Below are 14,928 nucleotides of genomic sequence, written 5' to 3' on the forward strand. Positions count from 1 at the left end.
TCAGCGTTCGCCGATGACGTTCCGCGCGATGCCGAGCTCGGCGAGCCGGGCGGCCGCCAGCGTGCGCTTGAGCTCGAGGGCCTCGCCGATCTCGCCCGCCAGGCGCGGACGACTCTGGATCAGTGCGTCGACCGTCGACAGCGGCAGCACCACGACCGTGAGGACCTCGCCGGCGATCGTGACCGCCTGGGTGCGCTCGCGGGTGAGGGCGGTGTGCCCGACGATGTCACCCTTCTCGGCGCCGGCGAACTCGATGCGGCCGCCGTCGGCCTCGATCGCGAGCACGGCCCGACCCGAGACCACCACACGCACCTCGTCGGGCACGATTCCACTGGCGAGCACGGTCTCACCGACGCCGTAGCGCTCGAGGCGCGCACCCGCCGTCACCGCCTCGATGTCATCATCGCGAAGATGCAGCGTGGGCGCGATCGCGGTCATCGCCTCGACGAGGCGCTGCGGCTCGGCGAGCGGATCGGTCGCATCCCCGTCGAGGGCGAACCCGCGGCGACGCGCGGCATACCAGAGCCAGGACAGGTACATCGAGAGAGCGCGTGACGCGTCGGCGGGCCCGGCGACCGGGATCGAGACGGCGTACGCACCGGCACCCGAGTAGTGCACGGTCGCGCGCTCCCGCGGGAGCTTCATCGGCAGGGCATCCGCGATCGCGACCAGCAGCGTCATGACCTCGTGCGGCGGATCGTCGGTCGAGAACTTCACCGGCGTCTCGGCCGAGTACGGCCCCTCCGGCTCGCTCATGTTCGTGAACGAGGCACCGGAGAGCGACGAGTTCGGGACGATCTGGATGCCGCCGCCGGTCTCGATGTGCACGGCACGCCAGTTCACCTCGACGACCCGGCCCTTCACCCCCGCCGCATCCAGCCAGTCGCCGATCTTGAACGGCTGCTCGAAGAGCAGCAGGAGCCCCGAGATCACGCCGCCCACGGCGTTCTGCAGCGCGAGGCCGATTACGATCGACCCGACGCCGAGAGCGGTGAAGAGGCCGCCGACATCGGCATCCCACACCCAGGAGAACAGGAGGGCGAGCCCGACGCCCACCAGGATCAGCCGGGCGATCTCCACGAAGATGGTGGGGATGCGGCCGCGCCACGAGTCCTTCTCCGCGTTGGCGAACAGCGCCACGTTGAAGGCCGAGAGCACGAGCAGGATGACGAGGAAGCCGAACACCGTCGCGACGACGCGCGTCCACACCTGATCGGCGGGCGATTGGATCGCGAAGGCCAGGAGCCCGAACAGCGCACCCACCGGGATGACCCCGTTGCGCAGCATCCGCAGCGGCTTGGCCACCGGATTGCCTCGACGCGTCAGGGTCCCGATGATCTCGGTGAGCACGACGAGGAGCACCGGCACGCCGACGGCGAGGCCGATGACCCACCAGGCCCAGCCGTCCTCGAACGCGTCGGCCACGGTCAGACCACCTTCCAGACGGTCTCGGTCCTGCCCTGGGTCTCCACCGTCCCCGCCTCGACGTAGGTCACGAGCTCCTGCGTGCGGTCCCGCACGTTCTGGCTCACGTAGATCCCGGGCTCGCCCGTGACCGACCGGACCCGGTACGCCAGGTTCACGGCATCACCCCACAGGTCGTAGGCGAGGCTCGTCCGCGCGACGAGTCCGCTGGTCACGGTGCCGGTGTCGACGCCGGCGCGCAGCCCGATCTGGGTGCCGTGCTGGGAGTTGAAGCGCTCGAGCACCCCGAGCAGGTTGCGGGCGAACTCGACGCTGCGGCGGATGTTGTCCACGCGCGGAACGATGAGTCCGGAGGACGCGAGGTAACCGCCGCGCAGCGTGCGCACCTTCTCGACGCCGGCCTTCTCCGCTGCCTCGTCGAACCCGCGCATGAGCGTGTTGAGGAGTCCGATCTCCTCCTCCGCGCTCTTGCCGCGCATGGCGTCGTCGAATCCGACCAGCTCGGCGAAGACCACCGACACGTTCTCGTGCGCCTCGGTGATGGCCTCGTCGCCCTGCTTGTACTTGGTCGCGACGCTCTCCGGCATGAGGGTGTGCAGCAGTTTCTCGTTCTCCTTCTGCTGCTCGTCGATCAGCTCCTGCTTGATCCGCAGGCTCGACGCCATGTCGTTGAACGCGCTGCCGAGGTCGCCGAACTCGTCACGAGACCCCTGCGGCACCTGCACGTCGAGGTCGCCCTCCGCGACCCGATGCACGGCGCCGACCAGCCGATGGATCGGGCGGGTGAACACCTGGGCGAGCAGCAGCGAGAGCAGGGAGACGCCGAGCATGATGCCGAGGAGCGACAGCAGCACGTTGCGCGTGAAGTCGTTGACCGGCTCGAACGCCTCCGCGGTGTCGATGCGCGCGATGATGACCCAGTCGAGCCCTTCGATCTCCAGCGGCGCGTAGGTCGTGACGCTGTCGCCGCCGATGTAGTCGCGGCCGACGACGGTGCCGGTGCGTCCGGCCTGCGCCTCGCCCACTGCGAAGGTGTCGACCGGTTGCAGGAGCACGGTGCCCTTGACCTCGCCGATGCGCTTCGCGATCGTGGGGGCGATGCCGCCGCTGATCAGCCGCTTCACGTACTCCTCTGGATCTTCCACCAGACGTCGCGAGGTGCTGCGCATCAGATCGTCGCGCCCCACCAGGTAGACCTCGCCCGTGTCGCCGAGGCCCTGCGCCTTCCATCCTTCGGAGCCGGTCATCACGTCGTTGATCGTGTCGACCGGCACCTGGAGGGCCATGGCCCCCGTGATGCCGCTGTCGTTGCCGACCGGGGAGATGACCCACATCGTGGGGATGTTCAGCGAGGGGATCCAGCGCTCGAAGTCGGTCATGCCGATCGCGTCGACCGAGTTGGTCGCGATCGTGTCGCGGTACGTCTGCGCGAAGGCCGTGTCGCGATACGGCCCGGTGTTCAGGTTGGTGCCCAGCTCGATGCCCTTGTAGGCGGAGAACACGACGTCACCGTCGAGGTTCAGCAGCAGCGCGTCCTCGTAGCCGGCCTGCTGGACCAGCCGCGTGAAGTAGTCGCCGTAGCGCTCGGCCCCGGCCGAATAGCTCGTGCCGTCTCCGCTGTCGTTTCCGACGAGCAGCTCGTCGTAGTCGGCGTCGAAGTCCTGGTTCTTCGTCGTGTACTGCAGCTGCAGGTAGCGGCCGGCGCTCGATTCCGGGATGAACGCCTCGTCTCCGTACGCCTCGCCGGCGCGGGCCTCGAGCTCCGGGATGAAGGTGTCGGCGTAGTAGGCCTCGAGCTGCGCGGACTGCTCAGCGGAGATCTCCTGCTGCTGCAGGTCGTCCCACGCGGCGTTCATCGTGTTCGAGAGCGTCTGCGCACTGAGGTTGCGGGACTGCAGAGAGGCTTCGCGCTTGACGTCGTCGATCGCCTCGGTGATCTCGACCGCTCTCATCGAGCGGATCGTGATGAGCTGGTCGACGGCCGCGTCATGCAGGGACTGCCGTCCGTTGATGAAGCCGATCGCCCCGACGACGACCGAGGAGACCAGGCTCACCGAGAGCAGCATGATCAGCAGCTTCGACTGGATGCTGAGTCCGCCCCCGCCGCGGAAACGGCGAACTCTCGTCGCGCCGTCCGCGCTGCTCGTACCGGTCCCGCTCTCGCTCATGCGCCCTCCGCCGTGCATCGTGCGCGTCCCCGGTCAGACACTATCGATATTCCGGTACGACGGTCTACATACGGGTTCCGCTACAGTGACCGGCGGAGGCGAACATGACGACCTGGTGGCCCTACGCACGACTCGCAGCATCCGTTCTCGCCGTCGCGGCGATCGTGGCGCAGCTCGTACGATCGATCGACGTCGCCCGAAGCGCCGAGACCGAGTACGGGCAGCACATGCCGACCGTGATCGCGAACTTCTTCAGCTTCTTCACGATCGAGTCCAATGTGCTGGCGGCCGTCGCCCTCGCGATCGGCGGGATCTGGGCTCTGCGCCAGAAGGACCGCACGCTGGTCGAACCGCGGTGGCTCGCGGTGCTGCTCGTCTGCGCCAGCACATACATGATCGTGACCGGCGTCGTCTACAACACCCTGCTCCGCGGCATCCCCCTGCCCCAGGGCGCCACGGTCCCCTGGTCCAACGAGGTGCTCCACGTCGTCGTCCCGATCATCATGCTGATCGACGTGCTGGTCGCGCCGCGCCGGCGCGCGCTCGGCTGGGGCGCCGTGGGGATCGCGGCGATCTTCCCGATCGTGTGGGTGGTCTACACGCTGATCCGCGCGAACCTGGTGATCGCCCCGGCGACCGGGAACCCGTACTGGTACCCGTACCCGTTCCTCGACCCGCACCAGCCGGGCGGCTACGGCGCCGTCACCCTCTACGTGCTCCTCATCGCCGCGATCATCATCGGCGCGGCCGCGGGAGTGGTCTGGGTGGGCCGTCGCCGCGGCATCCGTGCTGCGGACATCTCCACGACGTGAGCGCCTCCGCGCGACCACGCGAGAGCCGAGATCACCGCGGGCGGACGGGGAGCGCTTCGATTCGACCGAACTCGCTGCGTCGAGGGATCGATGCGACAGCCTTCGAGAAGACGGCGGCGATCGCCGCGGATGCGAGGATGGCGAGCGGCACCCCGATCGCCGTCGCATAGTTGGAGTACTCCAAGAGGGTTCCGGCCAACAGAGGTGCCAGCGCCCCGGCGAGCGAACCCAGCAGCGAGGAGAGCGAGAGGACGCGACCACGGATCTGATCGGGAATGATCAGGGCGAGGAACGATCCCTGCACCGCGTTGAGCGGGATCAACGGCAGAGACGCGACGAATCCGAGCACCGCGACCACCCAGACGCTCTGCGTGAACAGGAGTCCGCTGAATGCGATGGTGATCGTGCAGATCGAGATCTGCACGATCCTCTGACCGCTGAGGCGACGAAGCGCCCAGCCCACGACGACGCCCCCGGCAAGCACGCCGGCTCCCTGGAAGGTCTGGATGATACCGATCTGCCAGGCCGGAGTTCCCGCTTCCTGCTGGCTGAGCACGATCGTCATGCCGCAGGCGCCGAGTGCGAAATTCACCAGCACGACCAGGCCGATGAGGACCCTCGGCTGCCGCCAAGCGGCCAACCATCGTGATCCCGAAGACAACGATCTGACCGCCGGAGCATCATCCCGCCGCTCGGGGGCCAGATTCTTCTTGATGGCCAGCGCCGAACCGACCTCCCCCAGACGGGTGACGGCCGAGACGATCAACGGCACCGAAGGATGCAGCCCGAACAGAAACCCCGACACCGGGGCAGCGGCAAGACGGATCGCAGCGTCGCGCGACTGATTCGCGGCCGATGCCTCGGCCAGAAGCTCCTTCCCGACGATACGAGGAAGTGCGACATCGGTCACGTTGAAGAAGAGCCCGACGACCATTCCCTCGCATGCGGCGATGACGAGAAGAGAGCCCGTCGTCAACGTCTCGGTCAGGTACATCCCGGAGAGGACCCCATAGATCCCGAAAGCGCCCAGGCCGGACCAGATCATCAGACGACGGGCGTCGAACATGTCCGCCAGAACACCGCCCGGGAGAATCGCCACTGCGCGGGCCGCCGCCGAGACGGTGCCGATGAGCCCCGCCAGGAAGGCATCAGCCGTGAGGTGGTATCCGAGCAGGGTGAATGCGAAGGAACCGACGCTCAGCCCCACCTGTGTGAGCGTGTCTCCCACGAACCACGCGCGATAGTCCCGCACACGCCACACGCTCGGCGTCGCGTTGTTCACAACGGATCCGCCTCGAAGATGTAATCGAAACGGGGGTCGCCGGATCCGCATGTCGGACACCCGGCCTCCGGCTGCCATTCCATGATCGTGCGGAGCTCCCCGGAGATGTAGTTCACCTCGATCTGCTTTCCGACGCCCAACGGTTCGGTGTAGCCCGTCATCAGGCGGATCGCCTCATCGACACCGAAGGACGTGAGTCGCTGGATGTGCGGTGAGATCGCGGCGGTCGCGGCATCCCGGGCGGGGGACATCAGCGCGTGGAATTGGCTGAGGAACCCCTGCGTATTGAGCTCGTCGAAGATGTGGAGACAGTCCAGGCACCCGGAGCGACGAGGGATCACCGAGAAGAAGCGACCACTGGTGTGCTGGGTGAGCATGACGACAAGCGGGATCCCCAGCTGAACCGCGGCCGAGTTCGCTCGGCGCTGCGCGATGAACCTGGGCTCGTCGATCGCGCAGATGAGAGCGTCCGCTCCGCGCGCGACCTGCACGATCTCTTCCGCTGAGGTGATCTTCAGATCGACGACCTCGACGTCGCAATCCGGAGCGAAGCCGCGACAATACTGCTCTGCAACCTCGGTCTTCTTCCGGCCGATGTCACCGGTTCGGAACAAGGTCTGTCGATTCAGGTTGCTTTCCTCGACGATGTCGTAGTCGAGGATCGTGAGCTTGCGCAATCCCGCAGCCAAGAGCTGGGGAAGGCTGGCGCTCCCGCCGCCCCCGAGCCCGAGCAGCACGACATGGGCATCACCGAGCACGCGTTGCGCTGAGTTTCCCGCCGCGTGGGAGTTCTCGGCGGCAGCGGCGAAGAAGGTCTGGTTGGCCTCCAATCGCGCAGGGAGGTCGTCGTAGACCGCCGCGTCCTCGATCAGACCGCTCTCATCGAGATAGTGAATCCCCTGCCGAACATCGTCGTCGGAAAGATGGGCGACGGCGTGCCGCATCTCACGGACGATCTCCTCGACCCCTCTGGTTCCATCCAAGAGGGGCAGAAGCACCCGCAGTTCGCCCTGCGGGTCACTGAGTTCCTTGGTGATTCCCTGTTGTGCGCCGATGCGGACGACGTCCTGCGCGAGCCAGTAGATGGGAAATGCCCGCTTGATCTGCGGTCGCATGATCTGCTCCTTTCATGCTTCGTGCCGCGTCACCGATTCGGCAACGCGGCACGAAGAATCGACGACTCGAAGTGAGTGCCGATCCAGCCTGGTGTCCCGATCGCGATCGCCGCGATAAGGATGATTCCCAACAGCATCTGCTTCATTTCTTCCCCCCGATGTGTGACCACGAAACCGGACTTGACTAGAATTGTCAAGTACCTGACTAGGCCGGTCATGTGCTTGACTATCGGAGAAGATCGGAGTCATGTGCTCAGCCCCGGAGAACGCATTCGCGCCGCGCGCGAGAAGCTCGGCCTCACCCAAGCCGAGCTCGCCGGCGAGCACCTCTCCGCGAGCTACGTCTCACATCTGGAGCACGATCGTCGGCGCGCGACGCCGGAAGCGCTTCAGCATCTTGCCAGCCGTCTGGGTGTTTCCGTCGAGGAGTTGCGCGCCGCACCGTCGCAGATCAGCGCCGCACACTATGCGGCGTCGGTGGCTGCTCACGTGAGAGCACTCGAGACCGCGCTGGATGGAGATCTCGGGTCGAGGACCGAGGGACTGGTTGCCGCTGACCCAGCATCGCCTGCTGATGATGACTGGGTGACCATGTACCTGGCCGCCGAAGGATTGCGGCACCACGGACAGTACGAAAGACTCTCCGAGTCAGCAGAGGCACTCCTTCGACATCCGCTGACCCAGGAGTCGGCATCCCTGCGCACAGCCGCACTCGCACTGCACGCCACCGCGTTGCGCGCCATCGGTCAGCTCACCCGCTCCCTTGAGGTCGCAAGACAGGCCGTCGCGGCCGCCGAAGAGAGTCAGGACTCGAGCAGCATCGCCCGCGCAGCACTCGCGCTGATTGCAACGCTCAGCGAACTCGGCGTCATAGAGGAGCTGCCCGCGCAGGTCGACAGGCTCACATCTCTGCTCGAAAGCATCCCCTCCCCGCAGTTGAGAGGTCGCATCGCGTGGGCTGCGGGGAATGCGCAGTTCATCCTCGGCGATGCGGCGGCGGGGCTCGATCTGCATGACCGCGCCTCGCAGTGGCTGCGTCCTGATGCGGACCTTCGACTGTGGGCGCGCTTCTGCAAGGCCTCCGCGAACAGACGCATCACCGCGGGAATCACCGCGGGCGTCGAGAAACTCCTCCATGACGCGGAGCTCGGGCTCGAACTGGTCGGAAACGACGATGACCGAAGTGAACTCCTGATCGCTCGCGCGAATTTCCTCCTCCTCGCGTCCGATTCCCTCGGCGCGATCGCTCTCGCGGAACGCGCCCTCCAAACGGCGACTCTCCCTGCACAGACGCAGGCGACGGGATACGAAGTGATGGCCCGGGCGGCGGAGCAACGAGGGAGCGGCGCTGAAGCCCGGCAGCACTGGGCGAAGGCCGCGGAACTCTTCAGTGAGGCAGGCGCTGTCGACAGCGCGATATCGATCTGGCGTCGCCTCGCTCAGCAGGCCTGAGGAGAACAGAGCCCATCGGGCACCCCTGCCCGCCGGACTCCGGCCCGGATGCGATTACGCTGGTGCGCGGGGGATGGCCGTGACGCGTGGTCCCCGTGTGACTGAGGGAGCCACCACATGAACGAGCCCTACACGCAGGACCCGCAGGCGAGCTCTGCGCCGCCGCCCCCGCCTCCTCCTCCCGCCCCTTCGACAGGCTCAGGGACCCAGGGCGCGGGCTCAGGGACCCAGGGTGGAGGCTCAGAGACCCGGGCGTCGGCGTCCACGACGGCGGGCGTGTCCGGCTCGAAGAACCAGGGCGCCCCCACCGACGCCGAGATGTCGCGCGCCGCCGCCGTCCTCACGGTCATCTCGGACTCGTACTCCGCGAAGATGGTCGGCCAGGACCGCCTGCGGATGAGCCTGCTCGTCTCGCTCATCGCCGGCGGCCACATCCTGCTCGAGAGCGTGCCGGGACTCGCCAAGACCACGGCGGCCAGCACGCTCGCCGACACCGTCAAGGCCCAGTTCAAGCGCATCCAGTGCACGCCCGACCTGTTGCCCAGCGACATCACCGGCAGCCAGATCTACGAGTCGGCGACCGGCTCGTTCCGCACGGTGCTCGGTCCTGTGCACGCGAACTTCGTGCTGCTCGACGAGATCAACCGCTCGAGCGCGAAGACCCAGAGCGCGATGCTCGAGGCGATGCAGGAGCACCAGACGACGATCGGCGGCGAGATCCATCACCTCCCGAAGCCGTTCCTCGTGATCGCGACGCAGAACCCGATCGAGCAGGAGGGCACCTACGAGCTGCCCGAGGCGCAGATGGACCGCTTCCTGCTCAAGGAGATCGTCGAGTACCCGAGCCCGGCGGAGGAGTTCGAGATCCTCAGCCGCATCGACTCGGGCGTGCTCGACCCCGACCGGCACGTGACCAGTTCGGTGAGCCTCGACGACGTGCACCTGCTGCAGGACGTGGCGAGCCGCGTGTACGTCGACCCGGCCATCCGCAACTACATCGTCTCGATCGCCTATGTGACCCGGAACCCCGCGCCGTACATCGGCGAGGAGCGCGCACGCCTCATCAAGTACGGGGCCAGCCCGCGTGCGAGCATCGCGTTCCTGCAGGCTTCGCGCGCGCTGGCGCTGCTGAACGGCCGCGCGCACGTGCTGCCCGAGGACATCCGCGCCCTTCGTCACCTGGTGCTGCGCCACCGTCTGCTCCTCACCTTCGAGGCCGACGCCGAGGGCATCCGCAGCGAGGAGATCATCGACGAGATCTTCGCGGCCGTTCCCACTCCCTGACCCGCCCATGCCCAGCCTGATCACGCAGGTGAAGAGCAAGCTCTTCATCCACTCGTCGCGCAAGTCGCTGCACGCGCTCGACGGCGCGTACGCGTCGCTGCTGCACGGGCGCAGTCTCGACTTCGAGGATCTGCGCAAGTACGAGTACGGCGATCAGGTGCGCGACATCGACTGGCGTGCGACCGCGCGGCTGGGCACTCCGCTGGTCAAGCGTCATCGCGCGATGCGCATGCACACGATCATGTTCGTGGTCGACACCGGGCGCTCGATGGCCGCGCTCGCCCACGACGAGAAGTCCAAGAAGGATCTGGCGATCCTCGCGACCGGCGTCCTCGGCGTGCTCGCCCTGCGCCACGGCGACGACTTCACGACGGTCTACGGCGATGCGGAGCGTGTGCGCCGCCGAGCGCCCGGCCGCAGCGAGGGCGCACTCGAGCACGCCCTGCGCACGATCGACAGGGCCATCGACGAGAGCACCGCCCCGAGCGATCGCGACGCCCTGCTGTCATACGTCACGCGAACGATCTCCCGCCGCATGATCGTCGTCGTGATCACCGACGAGGCGCCGATCACCGACGAGACCGAGCGGATGCTGCGACGACTGCGCGTGCAGCACGACGTGCTGTGGCTCACGGTGCGTGACGCCGACCCCGTGCTCGACCACACGACGCGCACCATCCGCAGCGACGTCGACAGCCGGTGGGACGTTCCGGACTTCGTGCAGGGCGACCTCGGCATCGTCCGCGAGCTCACGGCGCAGACCGAGGCGGATGCCGCGCGTCTCGCCGAGACCCTGAAGCGCATGGAGATCAGCCATGCCGCACTCGACGGGCAGGACGACGCGGTCTCGCAGCTGCTGCAGCTGCTGAACCGGAGGTCTCATGCCGGGATCTGACGAGCTCTACCCGCCGGCGCAGTACGGCTGGGGATGGATGCTGCTCGCCATCGGCATCCTGATCCTGCTGGTGCTCGGCGCATGGCTGCTGATCGTGCTCACCCGTCCCCGGCGCGTCCTCTCCACCGCCGGAGAGCCCCAGGGACCGACCCTGCTCACGGTCGACGTGCTCTCGCAGCTGCGCACGGAGTACCTCGACCGCATCCAGATGGTCGAGACCGACTACCGGGAGCGGAAGCTCTCCGCGCGGAACGCGAACTTCGAGTTGAGCAGGGTCGTGCGCACGTTCGTGAACGAGTACAGCGGCCTCGAAGCACCCGTGCTCGCGCTCGACGACCTCAAGGCCCGCGGGGTGCATCCCGCACTCATCGATGCGATGGGTCGGCACTACTACCCGAGCATCTTCCGTCAGGGACCGGCGATCGACCCGATCGCGGGTGCCGACGCGGCGCGGACGGTGGTGCGCACATGGCACTAGCCAACTTCTGGATGATCATCGTCGCCCTCGCGGTCGTGCTGGTCGCACTCGGCATCGGGCTCGCGCTGGGCCTGCGCCGCGCCGGACGCGGTGAAGCCGGCGAACGGGCGCGGGTCGCCCGTGCCGAGCGTCTGCGCGCGCTGCCGTCGTTCCGCCAGGCGCTGAGCCGGCGGGTGCTCGCGCTGTCCGGCATCCTCGTGCTCGGCACGGTGGCGACGGTCGCGGCCGGTGTGGTGGCCGCCCGGCCGATGTCGTCGCAGACCATCCAGCCGGTGAACACCAGCCGCGACATCATGCTGTGCCTCGACGTGTCGGGCTCGATGACCGAGGTCGACGTCGAGGTGCTGAGCGTGTTCGAAGAGCTGCTCGAGGACTTCGAGGGCGAACGGATCGGCCTGACGATCTTCAACAGCTCTCCCGTGCAGATCTTCCCGCTCACCGACGACTACGACTTCATCCGAGAGCACCTCGCGAGCATCAAGGAGAGCTTCGACTACGTCGATCAGATCCCCGAGCACTGGGTCGGAACCCTCAACGGCGACGGCGCCTCACTGATCGGCGACGGTCTCGCCGCGTGCACGATGGGCTTCGACCGCCCCGACGACGAGCGGTCGCGCTCGGTCATCTTCGCCACCGACAATGAGATCAACGGCGCCTCGATCGTGACGCTCGAGGAGGCGGCCGGCTACGCCAAGGCCAAGGGCGTGCGCGTGTTCGCCCTGAACCCGGTGCAGGGCAAGGATGCCGAGGTGAGCGCCGAGCTCGCCGCCGCGGCCGAGACGACCGGGGGCGCCGCCTACGGTCTGCGCGACACGACGACCGTGTCCGACATCGTGACCGAGGTGCAGGAGCAGGAGGCGACCGAGCTGCGCGGCGAGGCGCAGGTCGTCTGGACCGACAGTCCGAATCTCTGGATCGTGGTGCTGTCGATCACGCTGCTCTCGTTCGCCGTGGTGCTGTGGAGGGTGAGACTGTGATCTTCCAGCCCGTCCTCCATCCGCTGCTGCTCGTGCTGCTGTTCGTGCCCGTGATCGCCCTCGCCGTCTGGCTGACTCTGCGCGGGGGCACTTCGACGAGCTCAGGGACCCCGCGGAAGCAGGGGTCAGGGGAAGGGGTCGCTGAGCCCGTCGAAGCGTCTCGGGCGCAGTCCCGCTCGCGCGCTCAGCAGCGCGCCCTGTGGGCGCTGCGTCTTCTCCTTCTGCTCGCGTGCTTCGTGATGCTGCTGCGCCCCGGCATCCCCGGCGGTGCGACCCAGACGCTTGCGACCGACACCGACATCGTGCTCGTCGTCGACACCACCGCGAGCATCGTGGCGGAGGACTGGGGCGACGGAGAGCCCCGGCTCGACGGCGTCCGTGAAGACGTCCGCGCGATCGTCGAGGAATACCCCGGCGCGCGGTTCGCCCTGATCACCTCCGATGCGGCGGCGGAACTGCGGATGCCGTTGACCACCGACACCACCGCGCTGATGGGGTCGCTCGAAGTGCTGCGACCCGAGGTGACCAGCCAGTCGCGCGGCAGCTCGATCGGCATCTCCGCGCCGCTGGTCTCCGAGACGCTCGCCTCGGCCGCCGAGGCCTCTCCGGACCGCTCGCGGATGGTGTTCTACTTCGGCGACGGCGAGCAGACGGTCGATACGCCCCCCGAGCCGTTCAGCGGCAGCGCGAAGTACACCGACGCCGGCGGCGTGTTCGGCTACGGTACCGCCGAGGGCGGCCCCATGCGCATCACGGGCGGAGGGGTGAACGCCGACGAGGGGTACATCGAATACCAGGGCGAGAACGCGCTCTCGGTCATCGACGAGCAGAACCTCGAGGCGGTCGCCGAGCAGCTCGGCGTCGACTACCAGCACCGGACGGCGGATGCCGCGCCGACGCTGCCCGAGGCGCCCTCGACCACGACGAGCTACGCCGAGTCCGGCGAGGTCGGCAACGTCACCGAGCTGTACTGGATCGCCGCGCTGGTGATCATCGCGCTCCTCGGCGTCGAGCTCACGCGCGCGACGCTGCTCATCGCCCGGCTCCGTCAGCTCAAGGCACCACGCTCACCGGTCGTCGAGCCACGCTCACCGGTCGTTGAGCGAGGAGCGCAGCGACGAGACGAAACGTCTGCGCCGACGTCCGACGGAGGAGGTGCCTCGTGACCGACCCTTCGACGAGCTCAGGGGCCGAGGCCGCCGCAGCCCTGCTGCGATCGAACCGCCGACGGCGCAGCATCCGCCGCTGGGTCGCGATCGGGACCCTCCCTCTCACACTCGCCGCGCTGTTCTTCGTCGGCAAGCTGCTGAGCATGTACGCCTTCGCCCATCAGGCGGTGACCGCCTACGTGGTCGACGACTACGCCGGTTCCGAGGCGTCGGCCCGCGGGCAGGAGTTCCTGAACTGGTTCGAGCCGTACAAGGCGCCCTTCAACGTCGGCACGGCGCTCGGCGCAGCCGAGCAGCTGCCCGAGGCGAGGGCGAAGCTCGAGGAGGCCCTGGAACTCGCGCACGGTCTCGAGGTGTGCGGCGTGCGCATCAACCTGGCCCTCGTCGTGGAGCGCATGGGCGATGCGGCCCGCGCCGGCGGCGACGGCGCGACGGCGGCGCAGCTGTACGGCGAGGCGCTGACGATCACCGTCGAGACGCCCGAGGAATGCCGAAGCGACGAGGCGCAGCAGCAGTCCTCCGATCCGGAGCGCGACATGTCGGACGCCCTCGACGGCACCGAGGAGCGGCTCAAGCAGAAGCAGCAGGAACAGGAGCAGGAGCCCCAGCCCCAGGAGCCGCAGCCCGAGGACCAGGAGCCGCAGCCGTCCGAGGACAAGCTGGAGGACCTGCAGGACAAGCTCGAGCAGGGCACGCAGGAGCGCGATCAGCAGCAGAACGACGACCCCGGCAGCTCGGGAACGGACAAGCCATGGTGATGGACCACGAGAAGCAGCGGGCACGGTACATCGCCGGAACCGAGGGGGCGCCGCCCGTCCCTCCGCCCGGAGGCTACCGCGGCGCGCGTCGCCAGCAGGCACCCGCAGCCGGTGGGCCACTGCCGCCGACGCCCGGTGCCGTCGCGACGCTCGACACGGAGAAGAAGCCGGCGAACGCCCTCGGCTGGATCGCTCTGGCGGCATCCGTCCTGTTCGCGCTGATCCTCCTCGGCACGCTCGTCGCCGGCGGCACCGACATCCTCTACGGCGTGACGATGCTGGCTCTGCAGCTGGTGGTCGTCGCGGTGATCGTCGCCGCCCTGTTCTCTCCGCGCGGACGGATGCTGGGCGCGATCGCGCTCATCGTGACGATCCTGTTCAACGTCGCGACGGTCGGCGGCATGAGCGCCCTGCAGACGTCGGCCTCCGGCAACTACGAGGGCGTGAAGAGCGACGAGCAGAAGCACGAGGAGGCGTATCCCGCGATCAAGGGCACCGACCCGCAGCAGACGCTGAGCCAGCAGTCCCTCGAAGAGGTGCGGGCACAGGCCGACGTGCTGTTCGCCGACATCCGTGCCCGGCTGACCGCCGAGTTCGGCTACACCTGGGTGCCGGTCGGCGATGAGGACCTGCGCCCGGAACGCAACGGCTACGGCGGCGAATCCATGCTCGTGGAGTACACCTCCCCGGGCTGGGCGACGAACGAGCCGATCCAGGACTACGCGCAGAAGCTCGACGTCATGGCCGTGATCGACGAGGTCGTGCTCGAGCACGGGCTGTGGGACCTCTACTCGTTCAACGACCCGACGAACTCGGGCATCGACCCGGCGATGATCGCGAAGCTCTACGGCAGCGATGACCCGCGCACGCAGAACACGTGGGAGTACTACACCGAGAACTACCCCGATCCGCTGCGGTTCTACGCGAACATCTACGATCTGTCGAACGACCCGGGCGGCGGCTTCCTGACCGCCCGCCAGGCGCAGAACGCGCGCACCGGGGAGCCGCTCGAAGGACTGCAGCTCGTCGTGATCGCCAGCGGCGTGCTCAGCGAGGCCGACCGCGCCGAGTTCGAGAAGAAGCTCGAGGAGTACCCCGGCTTCGGCTGACCCG

The 14,928-nt window shown here is 67.9% G+C and carries 13 protein-coding genes; 9 read left to right on the top strand and 4 right to left on the bottom strand.

What is annotated here, in order from left to right:
- Together LBN7_RS09090 and LBN7_RS09095 are read right to left on the bottom strand one after the other, a co-directional pair.
- A complete protein-coding gene (locus tag LBN7_RS09090; RefSeq protein WP_116633244.1) occupies positions 1-1,425 on the bottom strand; it encodes a mechanosensitive ion channel family protein in 1,425 nt (474 codons plus the stop codon).
- A 2-nt stretch (positions 1,426-1,427) separates the two neighbouring features.
- The gene (locus LBN7_RS09095; RefSeq protein ID WP_407361605.1) at positions 1,428-3,593 is read right to left on the bottom strand and encodes an adenylate/guanylate cyclase domain-containing protein; all 2,166 of its coding nucleotides are present in this window, start codon (positions 3,591-3,593) and stop codon (positions 1,428-1,430) included.
- A 104-nt stretch (positions 3,594-3,697) separates the two neighbouring features.
- On the opposite strand from LBN7_RS09095, the gene LBN7_RS09100 reads away from it, so the two are divergent.
- Entirely contained in the window at positions 3,698-4,405 is a 708-nt protein-coding gene (locus LBN7_RS09100) for a Pr6Pr family membrane protein (protein WP_407361606.1), read from the top strand.
- A 31-nt stretch (positions 4,406-4,436) separates the two neighbouring features.
- On the opposite strand, the gene LBN7_RS09105 is transcribed toward LBN7_RS09100, so the two are convergent.
- Both LBN7_RS09105 and LBN7_RS09110 read right to left on the bottom strand, forming a co-directional pair.
- Positions 4,437-5,765, bottom strand: coding sequence for an MFS transporter (locus tag LBN7_RS09105; RefSeq protein ID WP_407361607.1), 1,329 nt, complete (start codon positions 5,763-5,765; stop codon positions 4,437-4,439).
- Complete coding sequence (locus tag LBN7_RS09110; protein ID WP_407361608.1) at positions 5,684-6,802, bottom strand: HesA/MoeB/ThiF family protein; 1,119 nt, start codon at positions 6,800-6,802, stop codon at positions 5,684-5,686. Before LBN7_RS09110 ends, LBN7_RS09105 begins: the two co-directional genes overlap by 82 nt.
- A 249-nt stretch (positions 6,803-7,051) precedes the next feature.
- Here LBN7_RS09110 and LBN7_RS09115 point away from each other — a divergent pair, with 249 nt between their 5' ends.
- From LBN7_RS09115 to LBN7_RS09150, 8 genes are all read left to right on the top strand, one after another.
- Positions 7,052-8,254, top strand: coding sequence for a helix-turn-helix transcriptional regulator (locus tag LBN7_RS09115; protein ID WP_341946866.1), 1,203 nt, complete (start codon positions 7,052-7,054; stop codon positions 8,252-8,254).
- A 318-nt stretch (positions 8,255-8,572) separates the two neighbouring features.
- Positions 8,573-9,538 carry an AAA family ATPase gene (locus LBN7_RS09120; RefSeq protein ID WP_407361711.1) on the top strand — a complete coding sequence of 322 codons (966 nt, stop codon included), beginning with the start codon at positions 8,573-8,575 and terminating at the stop codon, positions 9,536-9,538.
- Between the two features lie 7 nt (positions 9,539-9,545).
- Positions 9,546-10,433: a DUF58 domain-containing protein gene (locus LBN7_RS09125; RefSeq protein WP_116633247.1), complete on the top strand. Its 888-nt coding sequence runs from the start codon at positions 9,546-9,548 to the stop codon at positions 10,431-10,433.
- Positions 10,420-10,911, top strand: coding sequence for a hypothetical protein (locus tag LBN7_RS09130; RefSeq protein WP_407361609.1), 492 nt, complete (start codon positions 10,420-10,422; stop codon positions 10,909-10,911). The genes LBN7_RS09125 and LBN7_RS09130 overlap by 14 nt, the downstream gene beginning before the upstream one ends.
- A complete protein-coding gene (locus LBN7_RS09135) occupies positions 10,902-11,888 on the top strand; it encodes a VWA domain-containing protein (protein ID WP_407361610.1) in 987 nt (328 codons plus the stop codon). The genes LBN7_RS09130 and LBN7_RS09135 overlap by 10 nt, the downstream gene beginning before the upstream one ends.
- The gene (locus LBN7_RS09140; RefSeq protein ID WP_407361611.1) at positions 11,885-13,054 is read left to right on the top strand and encodes a VWA domain-containing protein; all 1,170 of its coding nucleotides are present in this window, start codon (positions 11,885-11,887) and stop codon (positions 13,052-13,054) included. The genes LBN7_RS09135 and LBN7_RS09140 overlap by 4 nt, the downstream gene beginning before the upstream one ends.
- The gene (locus LBN7_RS09145) at positions 13,051-13,815 is read left to right on the top strand and encodes a hypothetical protein (RefSeq protein WP_407361612.1); all 765 of its coding nucleotides are present in this window, start codon (positions 13,051-13,053) and stop codon (positions 13,813-13,815) included. The genes LBN7_RS09140 and LBN7_RS09145 overlap by 4 nt, the downstream gene beginning before the upstream one ends.
- A complete protein-coding gene (locus LBN7_RS09150; protein WP_407361613.1) occupies positions 13,809-14,924 on the top strand; it encodes a hypothetical protein in 1,116 nt (371 codons plus the stop codon). Before LBN7_RS09145 ends, LBN7_RS09150 begins: the two co-directional genes overlap by 7 nt.
- The last annotated feature ends 4 nt before the right edge of the window (positions 14,925-14,928 follow it).

The sequence above is a fragment of the Microbacterium sp. LBN7 genome (assembly GCF_045690345.1).
Classification (GTDB): Bacteria; Actinomycetota; Actinomycetes; order Actinomycetales; family Microbacteriaceae; genus Microbacterium.

Excerpts from the sequence above, each read along its gene's own strand:
- LBN7_RS09135 (WP_407361610.1), top strand. The coding sequence starts at position 10,902 with ATGGCACTAGCCAACTTCTGGATGATCATCGTCGCCCTCGCGGTCGTG.
- LBN7_RS09120 (WP_407361711.1), top strand. The coding sequence starts at position 8,573 with ATGTCGCGCGCCGCCGCCGTCCTCACGGTCATCTCGGACTCGTACTCC.
- LBN7_RS09130 (WP_407361609.1), top strand. The coding sequence starts at position 10,420 with ATGCCGGGATCTGACGAGCTCTACCCGCCGGCGCAGTACGGCTGGGGA.
- LBN7_RS09105 (WP_407361607.1), bottom strand. The coding sequence starts at position 5,765 with ATGGCAGCCGGAGGCCGGGTGTCCGACATGCGGATCCGGCGACCCCCG.
- LBN7_RS09110 (WP_407361608.1), bottom strand. The coding sequence starts at position 6,802 with ATGCGACCGCAGATCAAGCGGGCATTTCCCATCTACTGGCTCGCGCAG.
- LBN7_RS09100 (WP_407361606.1), top strand. The coding sequence starts at position 3,698 with ATGACGACCTGGTGGCCCTACGCACGACTCGCAGCATCCGTTCTCGCC.
- LBN7_RS09125 (WP_116633247.1), top strand. The coding sequence starts at position 9,546 with ATGCCCAGCCTGATCACGCAGGTGAAGAGCAAGCTCTTCATCCACTCG.
- LBN7_RS09150 (WP_407361613.1), top strand. The coding sequence starts at position 13,809 with ATGGTGATGGACCACGAGAAGCAGCGGGCACGGTACATCGCCGGAACC.
- LBN7_RS09095 (WP_407361605.1), bottom strand. The coding sequence starts at position 3,593 with ATGAGCGAGAGCGGGACCGGTACGAGCAGCGCGGACGGCGCGACGAGA.